Annotated in this window: 26 protein-coding genes; 21 read left to right on the top strand and 5 right to left on the bottom strand. The window is 44.9% G+C overall.

Annotated elements, in window-relative coordinates; translation table 11 throughout:
- The first annotated feature begins 11 nt into the window (after positions 1 to 11).
- The 11 genes from AB4Z45_RS06050 to AB4Z45_RS06000 all read left to right on the top strand — a co-directional run bounded on the left by AB4Z45_RS06050 (position 12) and on the right by AB4Z45_RS06000 (position 12,422).
- Entirely contained in the window at positions 12 to 737 is a 726-nt protein-coding gene (locus tag AB4Z45_RS06050; protein ID WP_441908324.1) for a ThuA domain-containing protein, read from the top strand.
- Between the two features lie 20 nt (positions 738 to 757).
- Positions 758 to 2,401 (top strand): putative polysaccharide biosynthesis protein, encoded by a 1,644-nt coding sequence (locus AB4Z45_RS06045; protein ID WP_441908323.1) that lies wholly within the window; start codon positions 758 to 760, stop codon positions 2,399 to 2,401.
- Positions 2,402 to 2,622: 221 nt separating this feature from the next.
- Entirely contained in the window at positions 2,623 to 4,056 is a 1,434-nt protein-coding gene (locus AB4Z45_RS06040) for an ABC transporter substrate-binding protein (RefSeq protein WP_441908322.1), read from the top strand.
- A 156-nt stretch (positions 4,057 to 4,212) separates the two neighbouring features.
- The gene (locus AB4Z45_RS06035; RefSeq protein ID WP_076267519.1) at positions 4,213 to 4,911 is read left to right on the top strand and encodes a response regulator transcription factor; all 699 of its coding nucleotides are present in this window, start codon (positions 4,213 to 4,215) and stop codon (positions 4,909 to 4,911) included.
- A 66-nt stretch (positions 4,912 to 4,977) separates the two neighbouring features.
- Positions 4,978 to 6,321 carry a sensor histidine kinase gene (locus tag AB4Z45_RS06030; RefSeq protein WP_441908321.1) on the top strand — a complete coding sequence of 448 codons (1,344 nt, stop codon included), beginning with the start codon at positions 4,978 to 4,980 and terminating at the stop codon, positions 6,319 to 6,321.
- Positions 6,322 to 6,417: 96 nt separating this feature from the next.
- Positions 6,418 to 7,599, top strand: coding sequence for a polysaccharide deacetylase family protein (locus AB4Z45_RS06025; RefSeq protein WP_441908320.1), 1,182 nt, complete (start codon positions 6,418 to 6,420; stop codon positions 7,597 to 7,599).
- 144 nt (positions 7,600 to 7,743) lie between these two features.
- Positions 7,744 to 9,363, top strand: a complete 1,620-nt coding sequence (locus AB4Z45_RS06020; protein ID WP_441908319.1) for a copper amine oxidase N-terminal domain-containing protein — start codon at positions 7,744 to 7,746, stop codon at positions 9,361 to 9,363.
- Between the two features lie 45 nt (positions 9,364 to 9,408).
- Positions 9,409 to 9,756 (top strand): thioredoxin family protein, encoded by a 348-nt coding sequence (locus AB4Z45_RS06015; protein ID WP_441908318.1) that lies wholly within the window; start codon positions 9,409 to 9,411, stop codon positions 9,754 to 9,756.
- Between the two features lie 156 nt (positions 9,757 to 9,912).
- Positions 9,913 to 10,842, top strand: coding sequence for a COX15/CtaA family protein (locus AB4Z45_RS06010; protein ID WP_441908317.1), 930 nt, complete (start codon positions 9,913 to 9,915; stop codon positions 10,840 to 10,842).
- 61 nt (positions 10,843 to 10,903) lie between these two features.
- Positions 10,904 to 11,620 carry a Cthe_2314 family HEPN domain-containing protein gene (locus AB4Z45_RS06005; RefSeq protein ID WP_339204464.1) on the top strand — a complete coding sequence of 239 codons (717 nt, stop codon included), beginning with the start codon at positions 10,904 to 10,906 and terminating at the stop codon, positions 11,618 to 11,620.
- A gap of 19 nt (positions 11,621 to 11,639) precedes the next feature.
- Complete coding sequence (locus AB4Z45_RS06000; RefSeq protein ID WP_076267524.1) at positions 11,640 to 12,422, top strand: SDR family oxidoreductase; 783 nt, start codon at positions 11,640 to 11,642, stop codon at positions 12,420 to 12,422.
- A gap of 119 nt (positions 12,423 to 12,541) precedes the next feature.
- Here AB4Z45_RS06000 and AB4Z45_RS05995 read toward each other — a convergent pair whose 3' ends face one another.
- A complete protein-coding gene (locus AB4Z45_RS05995) occupies positions 12,542 to 12,787 on the bottom strand; it encodes a NifU family protein (protein ID WP_054026871.1) in 246 nt (81 codons plus the stop codon).
- Positions 12,788 to 12,873: 86 nt separating this feature from the next.
- On the opposite strand from AB4Z45_RS05995, the gene AB4Z45_RS05990 reads away from it, so the two are divergent.
- Positions 12,874 to 13,146, top strand: coding sequence for a YuzB family protein (locus AB4Z45_RS05990; protein WP_076267525.1), 273 nt, complete (start codon positions 12,874 to 12,876; stop codon positions 13,144 to 13,146).
- Positions 13,147 to 13,155: 9 nt separating this feature from the next.
- On the opposite strand, the gene AB4Z45_RS05985 is transcribed toward AB4Z45_RS05990, so the two are convergent.
- Both AB4Z45_RS05985 and mqnE read right to left on the bottom strand, forming a co-directional pair.
- Positions 13,156 to 14,223, bottom strand: a complete 1,068-nt coding sequence (locus AB4Z45_RS05985) for an NAD(P)/FAD-dependent oxidoreductase (protein ID WP_441908316.1) — start codon at positions 14,221 to 14,223, stop codon at positions 13,156 to 13,158.
- A 62-nt stretch (positions 14,224 to 14,285) separates the two neighbouring features.
- Entirely contained in the window at positions 14,286 to 15,389 is a 1,104-nt protein-coding gene (gene mqnE, locus AB4Z45_RS05980) for an aminofutalosine synthase MqnE (RefSeq protein WP_076267527.1), read from the bottom strand.
- Positions 15,390 to 15,639: 250 nt separating this feature from the next.
- On the opposite strand from mqnE, the gene erpA reads away from it, so the two are divergent.
- From erpA to AB4Z45_RS05935, 9 genes are all read left to right on the top strand, one after another.
- Positions 15,640 to 16,002: an iron-sulfur cluster insertion protein ErpA gene (gene erpA / locus AB4Z45_RS05975; protein WP_339204459.1), complete on the top strand. Its 363-nt coding sequence runs from the start codon at positions 15,640 to 15,642 to the stop codon at positions 16,000 to 16,002.
- A gap of 121 nt (positions 16,003 to 16,123) precedes the next feature.
- Positions 16,124 to 16,516, top strand: a complete 393-nt coding sequence (locus tag AB4Z45_RS05970; protein ID WP_441876661.1) for a hypothetical protein — start codon at positions 16,124 to 16,126, stop codon at positions 16,514 to 16,516.
- Positions 16,517 to 16,995: 479 nt separating this feature from the next.
- A complete protein-coding gene (locus tag AB4Z45_RS05965; protein WP_441908315.1) occupies positions 16,996 to 17,427 on the top strand; it encodes a GAF domain-containing protein in 432 nt (143 codons plus the stop codon).
- Positions 17,428 to 17,546: 119 nt separating this feature from the next.
- Positions 17,547 to 18,203 (top strand): response regulator transcription factor, encoded by a 657-nt coding sequence (locus AB4Z45_RS05960; protein WP_441908314.1) that lies wholly within the window; start codon positions 17,547 to 17,549, stop codon positions 18,201 to 18,203.
- Positions 18,196 to 19,335 carry a PAS domain-containing sensor histidine kinase gene (locus AB4Z45_RS05955; protein WP_441908313.1) on the top strand — a complete coding sequence of 380 codons (1,140 nt, stop codon included), beginning with the start codon at positions 18,196 to 18,198 and terminating at the stop codon, positions 19,333 to 19,335. The genes AB4Z45_RS05960 and AB4Z45_RS05955 overlap by 8 nt, the downstream gene beginning before the upstream one ends.
- Positions 19,336 to 19,345: 10 nt before the next feature.
- Positions 19,346 to 20,086, top strand: a complete 741-nt coding sequence (locus AB4Z45_RS05950; RefSeq protein WP_441908312.1) for a response regulator transcription factor — start codon at positions 19,346 to 19,348, stop codon at positions 20,084 to 20,086.
- A complete protein-coding gene (locus tag AB4Z45_RS05945; protein WP_441908311.1) occupies positions 20,083 to 21,180 on the top strand; it encodes a sensor histidine kinase in 1,098 nt (365 codons plus the stop codon). The genes AB4Z45_RS05950 and AB4Z45_RS05945 overlap by 4 nt, the downstream gene beginning before the upstream one ends.
- Before the next feature lie 124 nt (positions 21,181 to 21,304).
- Positions 21,305 to 22,081, top strand: a complete 777-nt coding sequence (locus AB4Z45_RS05940) for an ABC transporter ATP-binding protein (protein ID WP_076267534.1) — start codon at positions 21,305 to 21,307, stop codon at positions 22,079 to 22,081.
- Complete coding sequence (locus AB4Z45_RS05935; RefSeq protein ID WP_441908310.1) at positions 22,056 to 23,999, top strand: FtsX-like permease family protein; 1,944 nt, start codon at positions 22,056 to 22,058, stop codon at positions 23,997 to 23,999. Before AB4Z45_RS05940 ends, AB4Z45_RS05935 begins: the two co-directional genes overlap by 26 nt.
- 70 nt (positions 24,000 to 24,069) lie before the next feature.
- On the opposite strand, the gene AB4Z45_RS05930 is transcribed toward AB4Z45_RS05935, so the two are convergent.
- Together AB4Z45_RS05930 and AB4Z45_RS05925 are read right to left on the bottom strand one after the other, a co-directional pair.
- Entirely contained in the window at positions 24,070 to 24,453 is a 384-nt protein-coding gene (locus AB4Z45_RS05930) for a hypothetical protein (RefSeq protein ID WP_441908309.1), read from the bottom strand.
- Positions 24,454 to 24,553: 100 nt separating this feature from the next.
- Positions 24,554 to 25,318: a VCBS repeat-containing protein gene (locus AB4Z45_RS05925; RefSeq protein WP_441908308.1), complete on the bottom strand. Its 765-nt coding sequence runs from the start codon at positions 25,316 to 25,318 to the stop codon at positions 24,554 to 24,556.
- Between the last annotated feature and the right edge of the window lie 12 nt (positions 25,319 to 25,330).

The raw sequence follows: 25,330 nt of genomic DNA, 5'->3' as shown, positions 1-25,330 counted from the left end.
TGGATAGCTCAATGATTAAAGTAACCGTATGGAATGAGTTTTTGCATGAGAAGATTCATGAGGAAGTCAAAAATGTATATCCAGATGGCATTCATCAAGCTTTAGCCAAAGGAATCGCAAGTGGAGATATCGAAGTGGCGACAGCAACGCTTGAGGAGCCTGAGCATGGCCTTACAGAGGAGCGTCTAGCCAATACGGATGTTCTAATCTGGTGGGGACATATGGGGCATGACCAGGTGGATGAGGTCATTGTAGACCGTGTGCAGCAGCGTGTACTCGCAGGCATGGGCTTAATCGTGCTCCACTCGGGTCACTTCTCAAAAATTTTCAAGAAGCTGATGGGCACAGGCTGTGATCTGAAATGGCGCGAAGCAGGCGAGAAGGAAAGAATTTGGGTCGTAAATCCAGCGCATCCGATAGCAGCCGGCTTGCCGGAATACATTACGCTGGAGCATGAGGAAATGTATGGTGAGCATTTTGATATCCCGGCGCCGGATGAGCTTGTATTTGTGAGCTGGTTTGAAGGCGGCGAGGTGTTCCGCAGCGGCTGTACCTTTAACCGCGGCCAAGGCAAAATCTTTTACTTCCGTCCGGGGCATGAGACTTATCCAACCTACTATAACCCGCAAGTGCTGCAAGTGATTCAAAATGGTGTGCGCTGGGCTTCTCCATCTCATGCAGCAGTGCCTGTACGCGGCAATCATCAGCCGCTGGAGCCCATTGGAAATAAAGGATAGGGAGACTTTGACAGACCATTATGCTAAAAAAAGACTCATTAATTAAAGGCACAATTATACTGGCAGCCGCAGCGCTGGTCGTCCGGTTTCTCGGCTTGTTCCAGCGGATTCCGCTCGAATACATGCTGGGAGCTGCCGGACAAGCGGCATTCAACTCAGCGAATACGATTTACTTATTACTGCTAACGATTGCGACGGGCGGCATACCGCTATCGATTAGTCGAATGATTTCACAGCGCTATGCGCTTGGCCGGCCCGATGAAGCCAAACGAATTTATCGAGCGGCATTAATGTTTGGAGCAGTGACAGGGATATTGCTTGCCACTGCGATGTTTGTTTTTGCACCTGCTTATGAACGGTTCTCGAAGGTGCCGGATGCAGCTTTATCGCTGCAAGCTATAGCGCCTGCGCTGCTGCTATTTCCTATTATTGCGATGATGCGAGGTTACTTCCAAGGCCGGCAGATCATGTCCGCAGGCGGTATTTCTCAAATCATGGAACAAATTTTGCGGCTCATCGGTGGAATTGGACTAGCCCTGATCGTTCTCGGCTGGGGCTGGGGAGATAAGTACGGCGCTGCAGCTATTGCGTTTGGTTCTGTGCTCGGAAGTATTGGTGCATTTTCGGTTATGATGTGGTTTTGGCGTAAGCTGAAAAAACAAGATCAATCGGAGCATGCCAAATCTGCTACTAATGTGAAGGATAAGTCGGTAAAGACAAGCTCCAACCTGCCTTATCGGACCATTTATAAAGAAATATTCGGCACTTCCATTCCTGCTGTCGTAACGGCGATGACGGTACAGCTTTTGTACTTTTTTGATATAACGATATTTATGCGATTGACGGAATCCTTTTATAATGAAAATTCAGCAACAAAAGCGTTGGCGGATTACTCCACGAAGGCGATGGGGATAGCAGGCATACCTCCGATTCTTGCGATTGCTCTCGGCGCTTCGATTATTCCGATCATTTCCTCGGCATTTGCCTTGAATAATATGAAGGAAGTACAGCGTCAATCCTCGCTCGTCATGCGGATTGTGTTGTTTACAGGCGTACCGGTTGCGCTGCTGCTGGCAGTAGCCTCTTATTCCGTAACTGGACTGTTATTTACGACACCAAGCGGAAGCGGGACGGTAGCGATGCTTACAGCCGGAGCGATCTTCCAAATTACAATGATGATTTCTAATTCGATCCTATACGGACTCAACAAACCTAAGCTGCCGATGAACCATACATTTATTGGTTTGGCGCTTAAAGTGGTGTTCAGTCTGGCGCTTGCTCCTTTGCTTGGCGTATACGGATTTATTATTGGATCTACGATTTGTTTCGTTGTCATAACGTATTTGAACTTAAGAAGCATTAACAAGGACGTTAACTTGAACGTGCTAGGCGGCAAATGGATTGCCTATTTGATCGCAATTGCTGTACCTGCACTCGCTGGCTGGGGAGCTGAGTACGGGGTGCTGGCTATTACGGGAGCATGGGCAGATAAGCTTTCCTATTTCTTGGCAGCTGCTGTTGCATCTGTTGTTGTAGGCTCACTTTATCTCATATTGCTCGCTGCGCTTCGCGTTATCACACCAGAGGATGTGCGCTCGTTCCCAGGGCCGCTCCGCAAAATACTCGGGATTGTTTTAAAGCCATTTTACAAAAAAGCGGTATAATCATAAGTTTTCATGGAAGAAAGGACACAGCCCTTATAGGGGATGTGTCCTTTTTTTCGTTAGAGCTCCCTTACTGCTTCGAAAACTTTGAAAAACTTAAACATTCATTAAGCTAATGTTAAGAAATAGCAGAGAGAATTAGTAAGTTTTTTCCTCTAGACTATATATCAGTAGGATATGGATACACACTAGGGATAAGCGGAGAGGGAGAGAAACGAAAGATGAAAGCATGGTCGAGGTTTGTTTTATCAGTCGTTGTTTTGGCATTAGTGGCAACTGGCTGCAGCTTTGGAAGTGACAATAAGGACAGTAATAAAATGAAGCAGTCGTCACTGAAGGTCATGTATTACGATGAAGGCATGTTCTTTCAAGATTATGGCATGGTGTTCTCGGCATTATATCCGAATGTTGAAATTGAAGTCATTAGCAATCAGTCGATGTATAGTGAAGAAAATACAGACTACGATACTGCGTTTAACAAATTTATAGAAGAAAAACAGCCTGATATTTTAATGCTGGATGCAGAGAGGTACCAAAAGCTGTCACAAGAAGGCAAGCTTTATGATCTCGATGCTGTTATGGAAAAGGAAAAGTACGAAACCGAGGGATTGATTCCCGGTATGCTTGACTATTTGAAAGAGCAGGGCGGCGGCAAAGTATACGGTTTAGCGCCTAGCTTCTACAGCCAAGTTATTTACTACAACAAGGATTTATTTGAAAAATACAAAATTGAGCTTCCGCGAAGCCGAATGAGCTGGAATGAAACGATACAATTGGCGAGGCGTTTCCCTACGGACGGTGATAGGAAGGAGCGGGTATACGGTTTAAAGATGGGATATCGCGAGGAGCTGTTTGATTTGGCCATCATGCTGGCAGAGTCTGAAAAAGTTAGCTATGTGAATGCTGGGCAAAAGCAAATGACCATACATACGGATTCGTGGAAAAATGTATTTCAGCAGGCGCTGGATGCAGTAGAATCAAACGCGCTTTATTTTGAAAGTATGAGCAGCCAATCGGGAGCGATGTCACAGTCCTATGAGGACTACCTGTTATCAGATCCTTTCTTGTCCGGTCGTTTGGCGATGACGATTCAAGACGTTGGTTACACGAATCAAATCAAGCAGGCAAGCGACTATCCAAGCCTGAAAGATAAGATCGTAAAAAATTGGGACATTGTGACTGCTCCAATCGGACAGCAAAGTCCAGATGAATCGAGTATGATGTCATTTAATAATCTGTTTGCAATTCGAGCAGACTCTCCAAACAAGGAGGTCGCATGGGATTTTCTCAAGTATGTGACAAGCGATGATTATGCAAGAGTAAAATCCAAGTCGAACAACTACAATGGTTTGCCGGTTCGAACCAAATATATTACGGATGTTGAAGGGCATAATTATGCTGCATTCTATGAACTAAAGCCAAGCGCTTTTAATGGCTACAAAAATTTTGACAAGCTGCCTGACACCTTCTATGGGGAATTCGCAACGGCGGTTAAGGAAGAGATTAAAAAGGTGAAGGAAGACACACAGGATTTAAACGCGGCACTTAGTATATTGCAGGTTAAAGGCCAAGAAATGCTTGCTAAAGAAGATGCTGCACGGCCGAATGACGCAGTTAAAGGTGAAAACAGCGAAGCATCATCCAAAACGGAGTAAGGAATCAAACATAAAGGGGAGCTTGCTTACGCCTTCAAGCGAAGTCTGCTCCTTTTTTTATTTGCGGCGCCACTCTTTAACATATATAAATGAACCGATGGATACAGATCATGTTATATTTAATGAGTAGCACACCGCAGGAGGGAGTACAGAGAGATGAATAGAGAAACGATACTTATGGTAGATGATGAGAAGGAAATATTAAGCCTAATGGAAATTTATTTTAAAAATGAAGGATTTACGATGCTAAAGGCATCCAATGGGCTTGAAGCGCTGGAGAAGCTTAATACGCATAAGGTGGATCTTATTATACTTGATGTGATGATGCCTGTTATGGACGGTCTTGAAGCATGCATGAAAATTCGGGAGCAAAACCATATTCCGATTATTATGCTGTCCGCCAAATCGCAGGATATTGATAAAATATCGGGTCTTAGCCTCGGGGCGGACGAATATGTCACGAAGCCATTCAGCCCGCTGGTACTGCTTGCCAGTGTCAAATCGCATATCCGCAGAGCGAAGCAATTTCATTCGAAAGCGAGTCATAATGACAATGAAATCATCATCGATGATCTTATTATAAATACAGCAACGCACACGGTAACCGTTGATCGGCAGGAAATTAAACTAACGCCTCGTGAATTTTCTATTCTTAACTTGCTGGCTGTCAATCGCGGTATTGTCCTCAGTATGGACAAAATATATGAGAACGCTTGGAACGAGCCTTTTATGGAATCCAAAAACACCGTTATGGTTCACATCCGTAAAATTCGAGAGAAAATTGAGAAGGATGCCCAAAATCCGAGATTTATCAAAACCGTTTGGGGAATAGGCTATAAAATGGATGCGCTATAGGCATCGTGTGAACCACGTCTTCCACCTGCCTATTTAGATGCAAACCTCGCAAATGAAGGTGCTGAAATGATGAAGAAAAAGAACAAATTCAACTTAAAGGCAGCTGCAGCAAGTTTAGGAGCAGCGGTGCTGTTTGCTGTGATTGGCTGGTTGCTGCTGTGGTTTATGTTAGATATAAACCCATACGGCAAGACAATCAAATGGGCAATTGAGAACATCGGATCAACGCCAATCGCAGCTGCTGCGGGTTTATTGATCTTTGTAATTTGCTACAGGAAGCTTGACCAGCGTGGGGAGAGTGATAAACCGAAAGGCTATAAGTTTTTCCGTACCATTCGTTTATCCTTTATCATTGCTTTCTTGCAAAGCTTAGGTCTTATGTTATGCTGCGTCATTGCAGGGCATTTGCTTGCCTATTTTCTTATACAATACACATCGTATAATCGTACATTAATTTGGATCGTAAACAATATTGGTTCTGCCCCTGTCATTGCTATTTTTGGATGTCTGCTTTTTCTAGCGTTATTTTTCTGGACAAGCAGGAACATGATTAACTATTTGAAGGAAATCCGATTTGGCCTGCAGCAGCTGGGTGCTGGGGAGCTTGATTATGTTATTCCTGTCAAAGCGTCGGATGAGCTTGGAGAAATTGCAAGCAGCATAAATGGACTAGGGAAGCAATTCAATCAGCTGCTGCAGGATGAGCGAAATGCCGAGAAATCAAAAAATGATTTAATTACGGGTGTATCTCATGATCTGCGCACACCGCTTACGTCCATTTTAGGATTCCTTGAGCTGATCGATCAGGATCGGTATCAGGATGAGGTAGAGCTCAGATACTTCGTTAACATCGCCTATGAGAAATCGAAGCATCTGAAACGATTGATCGATGATCTGTTTGAATACACAAAGCTAAACAACGGCATGCCGCTCGAGCTTGATGAACTAGACATTGTCGGCTTCGCACTTCAGCTTACGGAGGAGTTCGTTCCAAGCCTAGAGAAGGTCAAGATGACCTGCAATATTCAAACAAAGGAAAACACATTGTTCATTATGGCGGACGGGAATATGCTGGCGCGCGCCTTCGATAATTTAATGACGAACGCCATTCAATATGGCAGCTCAGGCAAAATTATCGATTTGCAGATCGAGAATATAGAGGATCGAGCTGTCATTCGAGTTATTAATTACGGCGAGCAGATTCCGGCACAGGATGTTCCTTTTATTTTTGACCGCTTCTACCGTGTTGACCGATCAAGATCTTCTGAATCGGGGTCTGGAGGAACGGGCCTTGGACTCGCGATTACTAAAAGTATTATCGAAGCGCAAAATGGACGAATATCGGTTAGCAGTTCCACTAAGGAAACGATATTCGAGATGAGCTTCCCGTTGGCGCATCTTGAAACTTAAGATTTCTTTAAGCATATGTTAAGCGGCTATAAACGCAGTCGATAAGATTTCTCCTCTACACTATCCATTAGTTGGGTAGTTGAGGGGGAAATCATAATGGATCAAAAGAAAAAAGCAGCGCTAGCAATCGTCATTGCTGTCGCTATGATGGTTGGATGGCTGCTGGCAGGATGTTCTAATGAGAACAAGGTAAACAGCGTTCAATTGATAGTAAATGGTACAAAGCTAGAGGGCGAGGCGCCTGCTATGATTCAAAACGACCGCTTGATGGTGTCGGCGCAATATTTGGAGCAAGCGTTTGACAAGCAGTTTGATTTATTCAATATGTCTTCTAGTAAAAAGAGTGTTTATTATTCAGAGCAGGTCGCCGTTCTTATGTATCATGATATCGCAATAAAACCTCAGTCTGATGGCATTATTGCTGTGGAGCGGTTTAAAAAACAAATGCAGCTTGTGAAGCAAACCGGCTTTCAAGTTATTACTATTGAACAATATATTAACTTCATGCAAGGAAAAGGCCATGTGCCGGACAACGCGCTGTTGATTACATTTGATGACGGCTATGAAAGCTTTTATAGGCTTGCTTATCCGATTCTGAAGGAATACGGTTATCCTGCTGTCAACTTTGTAATCGTCTCGTCGATCGATGACCGTTCGAAGCCGGGAACGCCAAAGCTGACTTGGGATCAGATGAGGGAAATGCAGCAAGCGGGAATGAGCTTTATGAGCCACACCTTTGATATGCATCGTTATGGAGCTGTGAACGAACACGGTAATGAAGCGCCTGTCATGTCCAAGCTTAATTATGATAAACAAAAGAAAAAGATGGAAACAAAGGCGGAGTACGTTGAACGGTTGAAAAAAGATTTGCTTAGGGCTGAGGATCGGCTGAAGAGTGAACTCGGCAATAAGGTGAGTGCACTTGCGTTTCCATATGGTGCTTATAATGAAGCTGTTTTGGAGCTTACAAAAGCGGTAGGTATACCTATTACGTTTACGACGAAAGAAGGCATTAACTCTAAGTTGCATCACAATGGTTTCCGAATCAATGGGGCAAGAGCAGGTGAAACCGAAGAAGAGCTTATGCATAAGCTGATGGGCAGTCGCTCTGCTAAACTGTTTATTGACGAGAAAGAGGTCCCTGACATCCATTTCTCCGAGAAATCCGGTACTGAGGTGCAAATGATTGTGTTGCGAGACATTGCAAATTATTATGACTGGAAAATCAATTGGCATCGTGAAACAAAGCAAGTGGAAATCCAAACAAAACAGTCGTAATGATTGCTTGTAAAAGGCTTGAAAATTCGACAAAACTAGTGCTTTCCATACATTTACAACAAATAGAGTCTCCTGTACAATGAGTAGAGTTTGTGAATAACAATAACCTGCTTATTGATGTTCGATAACAAAGGAGACGAGTGGATGAAATCATTTTTTGCAAGACCAAGCAAGCTATTGATTCTTTTATTAGCTTTAACACTTATTTTCGTTGCCGGTTGTCAAGCGGTTTCCAATCTTGATTTTAATACGGCGCTCAAAAACTCGCTTAAAGTTACTTCAAGTGAAAGCAAGCAATCGCTAGAATTTAAGCTTTTGCTAGATGAGGAAGCCTATGAAGGTGCTCCTGAAGAGGAACTTGCCATTATGAAGCTGGTTTCCAATATGAAGCTTCAACTGGATCATGTTAAAGCGCAGGACAGCTCAAATATCTCCATGGATGGAAGCCTCGTTTTTGGAGAAACGGCAAGCATTAAATTTTCATTGAAAATGTCTGACAAACTTGCTGTGATGGAGCTTGAGGGAGCAAAGCATCCTTTTGTGCTTGATCTGACGAGCGAGGGTTTGCTTGGTTTGACAGGGGTATCAGATTTGACGGGCTTGCCAGCGGGAGCAGCATCTGCTGAAGCTCCGGCAGTTGATGAAGCGGCGCTAACTGCGCTTGGTCACCAGATGCTGGATACCATTGGCTCATATGTTATACATAACCTGCCAAATCCAGAACGAATTGAAGTGAAGCCAGTAAATGAATCCATTAATGGTTCACCGACTTCATTGATGAAAGTGCATGTTGACCTCGATGGTCCTGAAATTTGGGCATGGGTGAAAAAATATGTTGATGCACTTGTTGCTGATCGTGTTGGTTTAGACAAGATGATAACAGGGGTATTTGAGATTCTTCAGAGCAATCCAAATGTATGGGCAGCTGCAGGTACGATTAACCCATTTGAAGGCAGCGGATTAGATGCCGAGGATCCTAAGGAAGCGATCAAGGAAGCAACGGATGCTATCGCTCTTCTCTTAACGGAGCTGCAGGGCGAGTTGAAGCTGCTTGAGGAAGAGCCGGATGAAACATTAGATGAAATTTTCAGCAAGGACTTAACCATCAAAGCAGATGTTTATTTCGATAATAAGCTAGATATGCGGAAGCAAGCGTATGAGCTTTCTTATGTTCCAACTGTGGACCTAGAATACGGTATTTTGCCGGTTAAAGGGCTGACAATCAAGGTTGAGAGCGAAACTTGGAATGTAAACGGCGCTGTAAAGGCAGATGCGCCTGTAGCATCCAAGACGGATATTTCTGTAGATAAGCTTCTTGGCATGCAAGGTTATCAGGTATTGAAGCAATTTGATGAAAAATCATTTGCTTATGATTTATTGAAAAATAAATTGCATATCGGCAAGCAGAACATCACATGGTATCCTTCTGATTATTATAATCCAGTCATTTTGACTGCCGATAATATTACAATTATTCCTCTCCGCGATACGGTTGAGCAGTTGGGTGCTACTCTGACGTATGACGCAAAAACGAAAAGCTTAAAAGTTAATGATGGAGCTACAAATACGACCATTGTTCTAAAAAATGGCAGCGATACAGCCGTCGTTAACGGTAAAAATGTAAAATGGGCGTTCCCGGTAACCGTAATTAACGGTACGACTTATGTTCCAGCGCGTAATTTGGCTGCAGCATTAAAAGCAAAGATTGGCTGGGTCGACATGGGCGATGACATGAGAATATTTACGCTGGATCGGGAAGTCTAAGCAACATAAGATCATGTTAAATACAACGATGTGCAGAGGTGCGAGATGAAAAAGTTAACGACAGATGAGGCTTTCCGCGAAGCAGTGGCAAGCGAAGGGCTCACGATTGCAGTATTTAAGACGACTTGGTGCAAGGATTGCCATTTTATCGATCCGTTTATGCCGGATTTAGAACGTCATTATGAGGGCAAGGCTACTTTCATCGAGCTGGATCGCGACGATCTACCTGATCTTTGCTCCGAACTGAACATACTGGGCATACCGAGCTTTATCGCTTTCCGTGAAAGCAAGGAGCTAGTTAGATTCGTTAGCAAGCTGCGCAAATCACGCGAGGAAATCGAGGAATTCGTCGATCGTGCCATCCAAGTCAGCGATGCGCTGGCTCATAAGTAATCGTTAGTCCGCGCCTTAGAGAATTCATTCTCTCAGCGCGGGCTTTCCTTTTTTTCAGTGCTTCTACTTGAAGTGTCACATTTTCAACATGGCTTTTGCCTTTTTTTATGGCTATAATTGAACTGTTATTAAAACATGAAATAAGGTGATTTTATTATGGTAACCGGGCGTTTTCGCGCGTTAGCTCTCGCTGCGTGCATCGGAATGCTTCTTGTACTGCTCGGCGGAGCATTAGTGACGAATACGGATTCTGGACGAGGCTGCGGTGATGACTGGCCTTTGTGTCATGGCAAATTTATTCCTGCTTATACAATTGAATCCATGATTGAATATTCACATCGGCTTGTGACAGGTTTTGAAGGTCTTCTTGTCCTCGCTACTGCCGTTGCAATGTTCCGTAAATTTAGGCAAAACCGAAAAAGCTACAAAGAGCCACTTTTTTATGCTGGCGGTGCATTGTTATTCACAATCATCCAAGCGTTAATGGGGGCGGCCGCCGTCATGTGGCCTCAATCGCCACCTATTATGGCCATACATTTTGGTATTTCATTAATCGCTTTTGCAGCAACACTGCTGTTAGTCATTTGGACGTTCAGAGCGAAAGACGGACCGCCAGTGGAGTTTAAAGTACCGCGTTCTATTTTCCCTCGCGTCCTGCTTACCGCTATCTTTTGTTACGTTGTTGTATATTTGGGAGCATTCATTCGGCATACGGAGTCTGGCGGCGGATGTCTGGGCTGGCCGCTCTGTAACGGTGAAGTGATTCCAGAGATTAGCGGAGCAACAGGAGCTGTATTTATCCACCGTGTGGCTGCTTTGCTGCTTGGTATCAGCCTTGCAGGATTGTATCTCCATATTCGTAAGGTCAGCCATGGCGGAGCTGGATTAACGAAGCCTGCTGCGTGGACGCTCGGACTTGTCATTACTCAAATTTTCAGCGGCGCGCTTTTGACAGCTACGATTACAAACTCAGAGTGGTTTCTGTTCACCAATTTATTGCACAATCTGATTGTAACTGGATTGTTTGGATTATTAATGGACATATTAATTCGTTCATGGCGCCTCAGAGAAGGGCTCAAAGGATAGAAAAAGCATTTGAAATGACAAAAATCAGCTGTAATCAGGTTAATGTAGAAGGGACTGTTCGATGATGCTGCGTTTCCTGTTTGATGAACCCTTAAGAAAAGCGGAAGGAACCCTTGCAGAAACGTATCGTTTCATGGATCAGTTCATCTCCATTTTGTCCAAAAAAATGGCTGAGAACGGAGCTGACGTTCAAAAGCTTCGCAAATATGAGATTTGGACGCTTGGACTTCGTTCTTCATTGGACGAGCTAGAGCAAAGCCATTATGTCGCCCTTCATTTTCAACATAAAATTACTTCCTCCTCTCTCAAACAAATGACAGATGAGGAACGTATCCATTATAATCGTTATATCTACTTTGATAAAAACGCTTTTATCCGTGTATTTTCTTTGCTGGATAAGCTTGGTACGTTCCTTAATGAACTTCTCGATATGAGAACGGAGCGGATAAAGCCGCATTTTTCCTATTTCACCGTTTTGCGCAACATGCGGGAGAAGAAAGCTCATCCAGGGCTTACTTGGAAGCTGAATGATGTGAAGGAGAAATACAAGGAATCAACAACAAGGATGCGCAAGCGCAGAAACACCGAGATTCATTTCATGAATTCGGAGATGCAGGATGATCTTATTCAAAGCAGCCGTATGTACGGTGAAGAGATCAAGCTGGAAAATGTAGCAGAGCAATCCGCTGATTTGACGCAGGGTCTATATTTAGCGATGGAATCGCTGCTGCTCACGTATCAATACGCATGCGGATTGATGCGAAACAAGCAACCATAATCCCGAGGGGGGAAAACTCGTGGGACTCAAAGGGAAAACAGCATTAGTAACAGGCAGCGCTAAGGGACTCGGCAAACGAACGGCGCTCCAGCTTGCTGAGCAAGGCTGCAATGTTGTCATTAACTACTACGAGAGCGAGCTTGAAGCACAGCAGGTAAAGGCACAGATCGAGCAGCTTGGTGTAAAGGCAATTACCGTGCAAGCTGATATTGCTACGACTGAGGGCGTTGAGCGGCTTGCTGACGAGGCTGAGCGTTCATTTGGCGGCGTAGATATACTGGTCAACAACGCAGGCCCATTTGTCCGCAAGCGGCGTCTATTCAGCGAATATGATGAAGAGACTATTATTAGACTGCTCCACGGCAATTTGTTAGGCGTTATGCTGCTGGATCATCGCCTGCTGCCTGGCATGCGAGAGCGCAAATGGGGACGTATCGTTCACTTTGGCTTCGGACATGCAGGAGAAGCGCGGGCTTGGCCGCATCGAGCGGTATATGCCGCAGCGAAGACAGGACTTGTCTCATTTACGAAGTCGTTAGCAGTCGAAGAAGCACCGCATGGCATTACCGTTAATTTAATTGGGCCTGGAGATATCCGGGGCGTCAACAAGGAACGATCTATTGCCGAGGTTGAGGAAGACTACGATAAAGAATCGCCGATCGGTCGTCCAGGTACTGGCGAGGATGTAGCGCGCGTGGTGCTGTTTCTATGTGACCGGCAATCGAATTTCTTAACGGGCAATGTAATTGATGTAACGGGCGGCTTTGATCCAATCGTCGCCAATATTAAAGGGATGTTCTGATCTTATAGGATTTTAAAAAAAGAGTCTTATCGTTAAGCTTCGGAGCTAGCTCCTATGCTGTCGATAAGACTCTTCATCATTTGTCATGCCTAGAGCAATCATGATTCGTTCTTATATTTTTAGAATACTTGAACGACTTCGATTACACCTTCAACTTCTTCAAGAAGTGCGCGTTCGATACCCGCTTTAAGCGTGATCGTCGAGCTTGGGCAGCTTCCGCATGCACCCATTAGGCGAAGCTTGATGATGCCGCCTTCAACATCGACTAGTTCAACATCGCCGCCGTCGCGCTGCAAAAACGGACGAAGCTTATCGAGTACGTCCAATACTTCATCGTACATCGTGTCTTGTACTTGTTCACTCATTGCAATCATCTCCTTTCTCCCCTATTATAGTACAAAGTGAAGCAATTGAAAATGGATAGTAACTTAGTAAAGTTAGGTGAGGCCTCATGTTTAAAACAATGATTGAGTTTTGTGCCAGTAATATGCACCACGGCACTGATCGTATAATGCAATTATTTGAGCAAAATGATGAATACGAAGTAACCGAATATGGCTGCTTAGGCAACTGCGGCGAATGTTATTTAAACCCATTTGCGTTAGTTGAGGGTGCAATCGTATCCGCAGACTCAGTAGACGAGCTGCACGACAATATTTTGAAAGCCATTGAGCAGCAAAAGGCAGATCAAGATGCGCTGGATAAGCTGCTCGATGATTTGTAATACGTTGTACTAGCCAAGGTGACGTTTAGATCTCCAAAGCACTCCACTCTTAACAAGGCGTGGCACACGGCCCATAATCGCGGTTCCGCCCATCAAGCCGAAGCCGCTTTTTTTGCCGAGTGAACCGAGAACGCCTTTTAGCTTGATTTTGCCAAGACGAGGTGTCTTATCATGCCAGATAGCCTGCAGTACCTCGGCAATTTGCTTGCCTTGGGCACCTGCGGCTTGACCGCTTGGCGAGAGCGGCAGTGCTGCGCAGTCACCAACGATAAATACATCGGTATGATCCGGCAATTGATGATACTCATTAATGATAAGTCTGCCTTGATTATCCTTCGGCAATTCCATTCGCTGCACGAGCGGTACAGGCTGGATGCCTGCTGTCCATACCGTTACGTCTGTATAAATAGGTGTTGGTGAATTGCCATCATGCAAAATGCCGCCTTCGACTTTTGTAAGTCCGACATGGCCGCGCATTTCAACATGATGCTCTCCGAACCATTCCGCTACAAAGGATTGCAGCTTGCTCGGGAAAGCCGAAAGCACCTTAGGACCGCGATCCAAAATACGAATGTTAAGATCAGGACGACTCTCGCGCAGTTCCGCTGCAACCTCGACACCGCTTAGTCCGCCGCCTACAATGGACACTTGGCCATAAGGTTTAACGTCATTAAGCTGAGCGTAGGTTTGTCTAGCGGCTGAGAAGGTCTGAATGCTCGTAGAATACTGCTCAGCGCCTTCAATCCCATGATATTTGTCCGTACAACCTAGGCCGATAACAAGCCATTCATATTCCATCGATTCATGGTCTTCGATATGAACAAGCTTCAGCTCCATATCCACATCGGTGACCTCGCCGTAAGCGAGTGATATTCTTGGATCAACCGGAAACTTTACGCGAAGCTCCAGGTCTGAGACGGTTCCAGCTGCAAGCGCGTAATATTCCGTTTTTAAGCCTTGAAAAGGCATTCGGTCAATCAGTACGATGGAAACATCGATCGGCAACTGTTTTTCTAAGAGCTCGTTAGCTATGGCAAGACCGCCATAACCTCCGCCCAAAATAATAAGTTTTCTCATATGATTTCCAACTCCACGTTTCTTGATGATGGTCTATTTTGTGCGTTCGTGTTGTAGATTACTCACTCGTAAACTTTAATTTCATTGTAAAAAGTATCGCGTTCCACCGGAATTCGTCCTGCGCCTTTAATGAGCCAAATGAGATCTTCGCGTGTTATGCCTTCAGGAGTTAGGGCACCTGCAGCATGGCTGATCTTTTCCTTCACAATCGTGCCATGCGCATCCGATGCTCCCATCGTTAATGCAACTTGAGTAAGCTGTACACCAATGTTAATAAAGTAAGCTTTAATATGCTGGAAGTTGTCGAGCATCAAACGGCTGATTGCAATCGTCTTAAGATCCTCGAATGCTGAATTACGTCTGCGAATGCCAGCTCTTGGATTAATCGGCTGCATGGAAAGCGGAATAAATACTTGGAAGCCGTTTGTTTCGTCTTGAAGATCACGAATATGCATCATGTGGCGGATGCGGTCTTCTTTCGTTTCAATTGAACCATACAGCATGGTTGTGTGCGTGCGCAGGCCTAGTTCATGAGCAGTCCGGTGAACCTGCAAATATTGGGTAACGTCGGCTTTGTCTACACGCATTTTTTTGCGGTAATGATCTGATAATATTTCTGCGCCTCCGCCTGTTAGCGACTTCAGGCCGGCTTTCATGAGCTCCTCAAGCACCTCGCGGTAAGTCAAGCCGCTGATTCGGGAGAAAAAGTCGATCTCCGCTGCTGTATAAGCCTTAAGAGTTACGTCGGGATAACGCTCATTTAATGCTTTCAAAGAATCTACATAATATTGGAAAGGAACATTCGGATTATGACCGCCTACGATATGGAATTCCCGAACGCCAGGGTGGAAATGCTGTTCTACATATTCAATCATTTGCTCGCCGCTAAGCGTGTAGGAGCCTTCCTCGCCTTCATCCTTGCGGAAGTTGCAAAATGCACAATGGGCTTCACATACGTTCGTGAAGTAAAGACTCATGTTCTCAATAAAATAAACCTTCTTGCCGTTTTTGCGAAGGGCAACTTCATTTGCGAGCTGTCCAATTGTAAGCAGATCGTCTGATTGATACAAGAAAACACCATCTTCAAGCGTTAAACGCTGCCCATGACGCACTTTTTCAATAATGTGCTGCATCTTTGTATCCTCTGTCGGTATTATAACGTTCATGGCTAAGCCTCCTGATTTAAGTAGTTTGTGAAAAAAATAACTTTCTTTTCCGATTAAAGAAGCTGTAACTATTATAAACCTCATACGTAGCAGGGGCAATAAGAAAAGTATTGACATTTACACAAATTGTAAATTCCATTTGTGGGCATGCTTCTATTGAGCAACTGAACAAACTGGAGTATACTACAAATAAGTAAGTGAAAAGCAATCAGCAAGTAAAACGAATGATGGATAAACGGAGGGATGTAGCATGATCACAATCAGTGATACAGCATCTGACAAAATAAAAGAAATGCTTGCTGAAGAGGGCGGCCCTGAAATGTTCTTGCGCATAGGCGTAAAAGAAGGCGGCTGCAGTGGTTTCTCTTACGGCATGGGCTTTGACGATGAAGAGCATGAAGGCGATAAGGCTTTAGATATGGAAGGCCTTAAAGTGGTTGTAGATGGAGAAAGCGTTAAATATTTAACCGGTCTTGTTATCGATTTTAAGGAATCGGCAATGGGCGGCGGCTTTACGATCGAGAACCCGAATGCAAGTGCAACTTGCGGCTGCGGTTCATCGTTCCGCACAGCGAAGGATGCAGGAAAACCAGCTGCAGCAGGCGAGTGCTAATAACGAGCGGTGAATGTTATCTTCCGAAATGCGTATGAAATTCATATGCATTCCGGAAGTTTTTTTTGTTGTCGGTTTGGCTTTAAGTCTATAAATCGATCATCTTGGGGGATAACAGCGCATGAAATTTATTCGTGATTATAGACAGTTTATTGAGGTAGGCTGCACATCATGCAATAGAAAGCATACAGTTCAAACAGACAACTATACGATTTCCTCAGAAGGCTATGCGTTTCATTCACCGATCCAATGTGCTTGCGGCCATATGGCGAGTACGGCAATAAAGGACAAGAGAACATGGACAACCATGAAAACCGAAAAAAATGACATGATGAAAAGAAATAAAGCGACAACGATTAAGCTAATGTTAGTGATTGGTTTTACGATCGTATTTTTTGCAGGTGAAATGTTCTATTTGCTGAATAAAAATGAAGCGGAGCAGAAGAGCGCTCAACACGATGCAGAGAAAGAGTCATCCAGCCTTATTGTTGTTCAAACGCAGGAGAACTTCTAAACATTATGGGATGAACGCAGGAATAAAAAAAATTTTCAAAACAGGTATAAGGCAGTGAAATGATGTGCATATTAGATTTGACGGTGTGAAGAGAGGTGTGGTTCCATTGGACCTTTTGGTGCTAGGGCTGCAGGAGGAACTTATTTAATCACTAAGCTTTTATGAAAGCGAGGGGTTGTGTCGCAGAGCATCTCTGAACACACACGCTAAGCGCAATCCATTAAAACGGAATGTGTACAAGCGGTGCCCAAGTAATCTTAACAATGTGAAGTGTTAGATGTGAAGACTCGTACGATCAAACACCGTCGAAGGAGGAGCCTGTAAAAGGGCTCCTTTTTTCTATGCCGAAATCGCTGTACATACTAAGGCAATAATGGTTTGGTTGGCATTAATTCAGGGAATTCCCTGACATACAAAGCATTTGCTTAGCTTTATAATAAGGTTAGAGATTGCTTGTATTTCCTGAAGGAGGAATGAGGATGAAGACGATAGAAGCGGAAATCGCTGCATACATCGAGCGATTGAAGAGGGAGACAGGCAGCGATTTCGCTATACTCGGCTTGATCGATACGGGCAAACGTAAGCTGCGCTGGTCCAAGGCATCAGGCAGCATAAGTGAGCGCACCTCGCTTGTTGAGCAGAAGTCGTCTGCGGGTTTGTCCGGTTCTGCGATACGCTCCGGCAGAACCGCAAGCACAAGCTCGGCTATGACCGATACGGTGCGGTTCAAGTTAGGAGAGCCGATTCTGCTGACAGAACAGCTGCGCATTGCTGCAAGCGTACCCATTCAAACGCCTAAAGGCATCTGCGGCGTTCTGCTTATCGGTAGACGCTCGGAGAAGACCTATGTCGCCGAAGAGCTGGAGAAGGCTTCACATATTACAGTAGAGCTTTCATCAATGCTCGTTTGATGATGGCTTTTTTTGACTGTAAATACAATTCACTTCCTAATGTAAGCTATACTAGTATAGATAATAAAAATGATAGACTCGTATCGACAGAGGTATCATTCCAGTGAGGGGAGAACAAGATGATTAAGCTGCTTATTTGTGATGATCATGCGATGGTCAGATCGGGTCTAGCGATGCTGCTGCACGGCAAGCATGATATCGAGGTAGTAGGGGAAGCCTCGGAAGGGGACGAAGCCATTCAGATGGCACAGCAATTAGTGCCGGATGTTGTATTGATGGATCTTAGTATGCCGCATGGCAAAGACGGAATGACAGCAACGACGGAGCTGAAGAAGCTGCTGCCTGAGACGGCGGTTCTTATTTTGACGATGCATGACGATGACGAATATTTGTTCCGCGCGATTCATATCGGAGCTTCAGGCTATATTTTGAAAAATGCGCCTCATGATGAGCTTATATCAGCTATCCAGTCGGTAGCGCAAGGAAATGCATATCTTTATCCTACGGCTACAAAGCGGTTGATGAGCGAATATCTCGTCAAGCTGAAGCAAGGCGGGGAGGACAACAGCCCTTACAATACGTTATCTGAGCGTGAAAAGGAGATTTTGGGCTGGATCGCCAAAGGGTATTCAAATAAGGAAATAGCGGAAAGTTTAATTATTAGCGTAAAGACAGTCGAGACTCACAAAAGCCATGTGATGGATAAGCTCGGGCTTAGAACAAGGCCGGAGCTCATTAAGTTTGCGCTAGAGAAGGGGCTGCTGCATTATGATTAAGCATGACGGTAACAATTTTCGGCGAATGATTGGGTCAGACGTCGATTATCTTCTATCCGTTCTAGAGGATGAGATTGACGATAAGTCGATGCTCACGCAAGTTAATCATTCGCTTAAGCAGCTTGCAGATGTGAAGTTTGCGCTGGATGAATCGTCAATCGTTGCAGTCACGGATCATAAAGGGCGGATTGAATATGTAAACGATAAGTTTTGTGAAATTTCTAAGTACAGCCGTGAAGAGTTAATAGGCAAGGATCATCGGATTATTAACTCCGGATTTCATGGGCGCGATTTCTTCCGCAAGCTGTGGGAGGTTATTTCAAGCGGCGAAGTATGGCGAGGCGAAATTAAAAATCGTGCCAAGGACGGCAGCTACTACTGGGTTAACACGACGATTGTTCCCTTCGTTGATGAAGCGGGCAACCCTTATCAATATTTAGCCATACGCAGTGAAGTGACACAGCGGAAGCGGGCTGAGCAAGAGCTGAAGGAAATGATGGTTAAGGTGATTGAAATCCAAGAGGAAGAGCGAAAACGAATATCGAGAGAGCTGCATGACGGGATTGGCCAAAGTCTCTTTTCGCTGCTTATTCGGCTTGACCGCATCATCGGCGATCATGATGACATTTCTGAGCTGGGCGCGCTTCGCAGCGATGTATCTGGCGTGATGGAGGATATTCGTGGTTTGGCTTGGGAGCTGAGGCCATCGGTTCTCGATGATTTAGGTGTCGTTCCGGCAATAAGAACTTATGTGGACAATTATTCACAGCATTTTGGCATTCGATTGACGCTCACATGCAATTTAAAGAGCAGGCTGGGCATTATGAAGGAAACAGCTATTTATCGTGTCATTCAAGAAGCATTAACGAATATCGCGAAGTATGCTGATGTAGGCGAGGCTGAAGTGGTGGTTGAGGAGCTGGAGGAAGAGGTCGTCGTCAGCGTAACAGATCAAGGGCTCGGTTTCAGTCCTGAGCGCATCGGCCACGGTGTAGGCTTGTTCAGCATGGAGGAGAGAGCTCGCAGCATCGGCGGTTATTTGGATATTGTTTCGGAGCCTGGCAAAGGAGCAAAGGTGAAGCTTATTGTTCCTAAAGATAAGAATTCGGAAGGAAAAGGCGTAAACCTATAGGAGGAATTTCATGTATCGAATTTTCATCATAGAGGACGACGATAAGATTGCTTCAATACTCAAAAAAAATATGGATAAATACGGATTTGAGGCAGCCGTTGTTACACAGTTTCGAGAAATTATGCCGGAGCTGGAGGCTTTTGATCCGCATGTCATTTTGCTCGATATTAATTTGCCTTACTATGATGGTTATTATTGGTGCAGACAAATTCGAACACGTTCAAGCCTCCCTATTATTTTTATTTCTGCCCGTGCGGGCGAAATGGATCAAGTTATGGCTATAGAGAACGGCGGCGATGATTATATTACGAAGCCTATCCATTTGGATTTATTAATGGCAAAGGTGAAGAGCGTGCTAAGGCGAGCTTACGGGGAATATGCGACGTCCGGGTCTGCAGCTACAGAAACTGGCGTTGCCTCTCAAACAGGGGAGCTGTCAGCTGGCGACCTTCGTCTGTACTTGAACCGTAATGAGCTTGAATGGAGAGACTGCCGCATTGAGCTGACAAAAAACGAGCAGCTGCTGGCTGAATGCTTGATGAAGCGGCATGGCATGGTTGTTTCGCGCGAGCAGCTGCTTGAAGCGCTTTGGGACGATGTGCAATTCGTCGATGATAATACGCTTACGGTCAATGTGACCAGGCTTCGGAAAAAGCTGGAGGAGCTTGGGCTTCCTAAAGCGATTGAAACGGTGCGGGGACAGGGCTATAAGCTCGTAATCGAAAATGCAGTAGGAGAAACGTCACGATGAGAGGCTTATCGCTGGCGTTATTTTTACGTGATCGTCTGTTATTTATATTTATGGTTTGTTTAATTATTTTACTCGCCGTCAGCCTGCTTCTCCTTGAGCGTGAGCGATACCCAGGGTTAGTCGAGCTGGGTACGATTTATTATTTTATCGTCATTGCTTTATTTTTGCTAGGGACGTGGCTGGTCGTTGATTATTTGCGGCAGCGCACGTACTTTAAGCAAATGTTGGAGGCGATTGCACGGTCTGAAGAACTGCAAGCTTCAACAATCGTACAAGCTACAGTGACACAGGAGCAGAAGCTTGTCGCTAAAATGCTGGAGGAGCAGAGCAGGGCTTATTTGAACGAGCTTGGCAAATATCGAAGGCAGCAGGAAATACATAATCATTTTGTGCTGCAATGGGTGCATCATATGAAGACGCCGGTATCTGTCATCGATTTGCTCGCTCAGGAGGTTTTGCAGCAGAACTCGTCCTCGCAGCAGGAACAGCAGCAGCTGGCGCTAAGTATGCAGGAGGAATCCGATCGGATGACGCGAGGGCTTGAGATGATGCTGTATACAGCTCGTCTGGATAAGTTTGAAATCGACCTGCATGTCAAGCAGGTAGCGCTTCATGAGCTTGTGCGCTCGGTCATCAACGCCCATAAGAAGCTTTGCATCCGTTACTCCATTTTCCCTCGTGTCGAGGGGGAAGCATTCGTGGAAACCGATGAGAAATGGATGACCTTTGTGCTTAATCAATTTATTAGCAACGCAATCAAATATAGTAAAAGCAAAGAAGGCGGCAAAAAACTGCTTTTTCAATTGGAAGCGTTCAATGACGGAGGAGGCAGGCTGCAGGTGATCGATGAAGGCATTGGTATTGCGCCGCATGATCTTCCACGCATCTTTGATCCTTTCTTCACAGGTGAGAATGGACGAACGGCGGGCGAGTCAACAGGAATGGGGCTTTATTTGGCTAAGCAGGTATGCAATCGGTTAGGTCATGAGATGACCGTTTCCTCGGTTCTCGGAGAAAGTACGACGGTCAGTGTCGCATTCAAACCGCGCGGCATTCATATTATGGGCAGCGGAGGTAACGGAAGCTCAGGTTAGGTGACAAACTTGTAAGGTTGGCAGGGTGTGAATGAAAGGGAAATCGATGGGTTTAACCTCTTCCCCTCGTCTATACTAACGGTAATGAAGCACATTACAGATAGATCTGGGGAGGAACAAAGCAATGAGCGTACTAAAAGCAGAAGGGCTTGGCAAAATATACAGCAGTAAAGGCAACGTCGCTTACAAAGCGCTTGAGGATATAGAGCTTCAAGTGGAAGCGGGAGAATTCGTAGGGGTAATGGGGCCCTCAGGCAGCGGAAAAACAACTCTGCTGAATTTATTGTCCACGATCGATCGTCCAACCTCTGGTCAAATTGAAATCAACGGCGTAAACCCAAGCAAGCTAACGGATAAGAAGCTGGCCTTATTTCGCCGTCGCGAGCTCGGTTTCGTCTTTCAGGATTTTAACTTGCTAGACACATTATCGATCAAGGAAAACATCATTTTGCCGCTCGTAATGGAGGGCATGGCACCGAAGCTAATTGAACAAAAACTGGATTCGCTCGCTGAATTGCTGCAAATCAAACAAATCTTGAATAAGCGGACGTATGAGGTGTCTGGCGGTCAGAAGCAGCGCGCAGCAATCGCCCGTGCTATTATTCATCAGCCTTCGCTCGTGCTTGCAGATGAGTTGACGGGCAATCTCGATTCCAAATCAGCGAAGGATGTTATGGATTCCCTGAAGGACATGAATGAGCGTTTTAAGGCGACCGTATTGATGGTAACGCATGATCCATTCTCTGCGAGCTACTGCCAGCGCATCGTATTCATCAAGGACGGCAAGTTTTTCTCGGAAATTCGCCGCGGCTCGAACAGGCAAGCGTTTTTCCAACAAATATTAGATGCGCTCAGCGTGCTGGGAGGTAATTTCGATGACGTTCCGTTCGCTCGCGCTTAGTAATATTCGGGGCAACTGGCGGTCGTACAGCGCATTTTTCCTGAGCAGCGTCTTTTCCGTTATGATCTTTTATATTTATGCAGCGTTTCTATACCATCCAGAAGTAACGAGCGGCCACATTATGGCGGCATCAAAAATTCGTACAGGCATGGTGTTTTGTGAATATATTATCGTCATATTCTCGTTTTTGTTTGTGCTCTATTCTAATTCAGCATTTCTCAAAACGAGGCAGCAGGAATTTGGTTTGTTCTCTTTATTCGGGATGACAAAAGTTCAGCTTCGAAAGCTTGTTATTTATGAAAATGCAGCCATCGCTGCGCTGGCCATCGCTGTAGGCATCGGTCTTGGCATGCTGTTCAGCAAGCTGTTTTTTATGGCTCTAACGGTGCTTCTTAATTTGCAGGAAGCGATATCTTTTGCGGCTCCAATCAAAGCCATTGGCTTAACGGCAGGCGGTTTTTTTGTTCTGTTCATGCTGATCTCCATTTGGACAGCGCTTCGCATTGGACGAACTGAAATTATTGATTTGCTGAAAGCGGCTCGCAAGCCAAAAGGACAGCTCGTATTCTCGCCTTGGCTGGTTGCTGTGTCTGTCGTTTGCTTATCGGCTGCATATGGCATGGCTCTGGTTATGAACGACGGAAATTTCATGCTGCTAGCCTTGCCAATACTAATTACTGTCGTTATCGGGACGTACTTTCTCTTTACTCAGCTGAGCATTTTGCTGCTCCGCTATATTCAAAAAAGATCATCGATATATTATAAACGAACCAATATGATCGTGTTTGCACAGCTCGGCTATAAGATAAAGGATAATGCGCGTATTTTATTTATTGTATCAATTCTTAGCGCGATCGTTATGACTGCCCTTGGGACGGTATATGTGATGAACATCGGTGCCAAAAAAAATATGATAGAATACTCTCCTTTCTCGCTAGCTTATAGTGAAAAAGGCTTGAATACACATGAGGTTATTGACCCAGGTAAGCTTAGACAAGTAGTCAAAGAGGACGGCTACAAAATTGTGCGTGAAGCAAAGGCAGCTGGCGTACTGTTGAATCGCTTTTCGGTTAAATGGGGAGACGAAAAGGCGCGTGATTATGATTATGATGCTTTGGTTATTTCAGCTACCGACTACAACAAGCTTGCAGCATTGACGGGTCAGCCGAGCATTCAGCCTGAGAATGGCAAGCTAACGCTTATAAAGTCCTATTTATCAAAAGGAAGAGAACAAGCAGGTACTGTAAAAGGCAGCATTAACGGTAAGGAAACGGCATTCGATATTAGCGGCTCGGTACAAGCGCATGTAATGAATTATCTCGATAGCAACTATTTTACTTTCGTAATGGATGATTTTTCCTACATGCAGCTGCTATCGAGTGTGCCAGAAGATGAGCTTTATGTGATGTATGGCTATGAATTAAGCAATTGGGAGAAAACAGCAGCTACGGTTGAGAAGCTTAGCAAGCTTGTGCCAGAACAATTTCAATCCCAAACCGATTTTAGCCGTGTAAAAACGCTGCAAGAAATGAATCAAACGGTTTCTTTGACTTTATTCATCGGTATGTTCATTAGTTTGCTATTCTTCATTGCTTCGGGAAGCATGATTTATTTCAAGCTGTTCACCGAGCTGCAAGAAGACCAAGCCCAGTTTAAAGCTTTAGTCCGCATCGGCATGACGAAGGGCGAGATTCGCAAAATTGTTGTAACGCAGGTCGGCATCGTCTTCTTTGTTCCCGTCATTGTTGGCATTTGTCACGCCTTGTTCGCGATGAAAGCACTCGACAACATTATGGAATCATCTAACTGGATTTACTCTTTCGTCGTTATCGGCATTTATATCGTGATGCAGACGTTGTACTTCATAACCGCATGCAGCAGCTACATGAAGAGCATGCTTCGCGGGGCAAAAGCATAATAAAATTAAAAAAACGGCTTTTTCCTCAGAAAAAGAGGAGAAGTCGTTTTTTTTATGTTCATATGAACATTTAGAAGCAAGTGAAAGAGCTGATTCTCCGTAAATCTATACCGGTGTAACCCCATGATCTTCCGAACCAACGGAAACCGGAGACAGATGTACGTCCAACAAATACAGGGAAAAACCAGAAACCATGACCATTATCCAACCATACGTAAGTGTTGCGGAACAAACAGCCGGAGATAGCGCCTGGATCAATCGCAAAAGGCGTAACAGCAGGCTGCGGCGGCGTGAATTGTGGTGGCGGAGCGGTCGGACCCGACATACCTGGTTGACCTTGTTGTCCTGGTCCCATCGGTCCTTGTGGACCTTGTGGACCTTGCGGTCCAAATGGTCCGAAAGGCCCCATCGGTCCCATTGGCCCCTGAGGGCCTATTGGAGGCATAAATGCCATGCAAAATCACTCCTTATCAATTGGGCTAATGCATGTTATGCAGAAATACCTAGCAACGATTGGGCGAACGATCATTGTCAGCGATTCAATCTGAAAAAAGTTAAAAATGCGATTGGAGCGGAGTGCCGATTATAGCGACGTTTAATCTAGAGGAATCAAATCTGTTTCCATTCCATGTCAGCAGATTCTCTACATAACCGAGCGTATCAGCGTTTGTAGGTCCAATGATGCGCTGAAGAGCCTGCAGATCGAAGGATGCCCGGTTCTCGGCAGTTATGATTGGATTTAATGCTGCGATAGCCAGCACTTCGCCTTGCAGAGGCTGCTTCAGCATTCCGTTTTCGTTGTAATAAGTGGCTAAATAAGCGGCCCCTTTGCTGCTTATATCAATGATAAACAGCAAATCAAGCTGAGCACTTGATACCGATACTTTGTACATATCTTCATACTGGACGCGAAACTTGTATTGTTGATTGTAGCTGTCTGAATCAAACAGCTTGTGAAGCGCATGGTGAGCGAAGGAGTAAATGTAAAAAATGCCGTAACCGCCGCTTCCTCCGGAATCGATGCTGATCAAAATGTCAGGTATTTGATTTTTATCAAAGTCGCCCAGCAGCAGGACAGCGTTATAACCGGCATTGTTTTGTAAAGGAACGACTGTGTGCTGCTGTGAATATCCATCTTGAATGACTAGCGTAATATGATCTGCGAATATACCGGATGGTCCATCCGGTTTATGGCCAAATAAATAAATCTGATCAGGTATACCGTCACCAGTTACATCTCCTTGTTTCATGTCGAGCAAATATTCGTCTGTTGCTAACCGATCTGGCTGGTACCTATGTGTATGGAAAGACGAGTGCATAACTATTCCTCC

Origin of the sequence: Paenibacillus sp. MCAF9, assembly GCF_052114265.1 — a bacterium.
Classification (GTDB): Bacteria; Bacillota; Bacilli; order Paenibacillales; family Paenibacillaceae; genus Pristimantibacillus.
This window is presented reverse-complemented; position numbering and strand designations above follow the sequence as displayed.

What these genes read in the sequence shown, in the direction of transcription:
- AB4Z45_RS06050 (WP_441908324.1), top strand. Translation starts at nt 12, where the DNA reads ATGATTAAAGTAACCGTATGGAATGAGTTTTTGCATGAGAAGATTCAT.
- AB4Z45_RS06045 (WP_441908323.1), top strand. Translation starts at nt 758, where the DNA reads ATGCTAAAAAAAGACTCATTAATTAAAGGCACAATTATACTGGCAGCC.
- AB4Z45_RS06040 (WP_441908322.1), top strand. Translation starts at nt 2,623, where the DNA reads ATGAAAGCATGGTCGAGGTTTGTTTTATCAGTCGTTGTTTTGGCATTA.
- AB4Z45_RS06035 (WP_076267519.1), top strand. Translation starts at nt 4,213, where the DNA reads ATGAATAGAGAAACGATACTTATGGTAGATGATGAGAAGGAAATATTA.
- AB4Z45_RS06030 (WP_441908321.1), top strand. Translation starts at nt 4,978, where the DNA reads ATGATGAAGAAAAAGAACAAATTCAACTTAAAGGCAGCTGCAGCAAGT.
- AB4Z45_RS06025 (WP_441908320.1), top strand. Translation starts at nt 6,418, where the DNA reads ATGGATCAAAAGAAAAAAGCAGCGCTAGCAATCGTCATTGCTGTCGCT.
- AB4Z45_RS06020 (WP_441908319.1), top strand. Translation starts at nt 7,744, where the DNA reads ATGAAATCATTTTTTGCAAGACCAAGCAAGCTATTGATTCTTTTATTA.
- AB4Z45_RS06015 (WP_441908318.1), top strand. Translation starts at nt 9,409, where the DNA reads ATGAAAAAGTTAACGACAGATGAGGCTTTCCGCGAAGCAGTGGCAAGC.
- AB4Z45_RS06010 (WP_441908317.1), top strand. Translation starts at nt 9,913, where the DNA reads ATGGTAACCGGGCGTTTTCGCGCGTTAGCTCTCGCTGCGTGCATCGGA.
- AB4Z45_RS06005 (WP_339204464.1), top strand. Translation starts at nt 10,904, where the DNA reads ATGATGCTGCGTTTCCTGTTTGATGAACCCTTAAGAAAAGCGGAAGGA.
- AB4Z45_RS05995 (WP_054026871.1), bottom strand. Translation starts at nt 12,787, where the DNA reads ATGAGTGAACAAGTACAAGACACGATGTACGATGAAGTATTGGACGTA.
- AB4Z45_RS05990 (WP_076267525.1), top strand. Translation starts at nt 12,874, where the DNA reads ATGTTTAAAACAATGATTGAGTTTTGTGCCAGTAATATGCACCACGGC.
- AB4Z45_RS05985 (WP_441908316.1), bottom strand. Translation starts at nt 14,223, where the DNA reads ATGAGAAAACTTATTATTTTGGGCGGAGGTTATGGCGGTCTTGCCATA.
- mqnE (WP_076267527.1), bottom strand. Translation starts at nt 15,389, where the DNA reads ATGAACGTTATAATACCGACAGAGGATACAAAGATGCAGCACATTATT.
- erpA (WP_339204459.1), top strand. Translation starts at nt 15,640, where the DNA reads ATGATCACAATCAGTGATACAGCATCTGACAAAATAAAAGAAATGCTT.
- AB4Z45_RS05970 (WP_441876661.1), top strand. Translation starts at nt 16,124, where the DNA reads ATGAAATTTATTCGTGATTATAGACAGTTTATTGAGGTAGGCTGCACA.
- AB4Z45_RS05965 (WP_441908315.1), top strand. Translation starts at nt 16,996, where the DNA reads ATGAAGACGATAGAAGCGGAAATCGCTGCATACATCGAGCGATTGAAG.
- AB4Z45_RS05960 (WP_441908314.1), top strand. Translation starts at nt 17,547, where the DNA reads ATGATTAAGCTGCTTATTTGTGATGATCATGCGATGGTCAGATCGGGT.
- AB4Z45_RS05955 (WP_441908313.1), top strand. Translation starts at nt 18,196, where the DNA reads ATGATTAAGCATGACGGTAACAATTTTCGGCGAATGATTGGGTCAGAC.
- AB4Z45_RS05950 (WP_441908312.1), top strand. Translation starts at nt 19,346, where the DNA reads ATGTATCGAATTTTCATCATAGAGGACGACGATAAGATTGCTTCAATA.
- AB4Z45_RS05945 (WP_441908311.1), top strand. Translation starts at nt 20,083, where the DNA reads ATGAGAGGCTTATCGCTGGCGTTATTTTTACGTGATCGTCTGTTATTT.
- AB4Z45_RS05940 (WP_076267534.1), top strand. Translation starts at nt 21,305, where the DNA reads ATGAGCGTACTAAAAGCAGAAGGGCTTGGCAAAATATACAGCAGTAAA.
- AB4Z45_RS05935 (WP_441908310.1), top strand. Translation starts at nt 22,056, where the DNA reads ATGACGTTCCGTTCGCTCGCGCTTAGTAATATTCGGGGCAACTGGCGG.
- AB4Z45_RS05930 (WP_441908309.1), bottom strand. Translation starts at nt 24,453, where the DNA reads ATGGCATTTATGCCTCCAATAGGCCCTCAGGGGCCAATGGGACCGATG.
- AB4Z45_RS05925 (WP_441908308.1), bottom strand. Translation starts at nt 25,318, where the DNA reads ATGCACTCGTCTTTCCATACACATAGGTACCAGCCAGATCGGTTAGCA.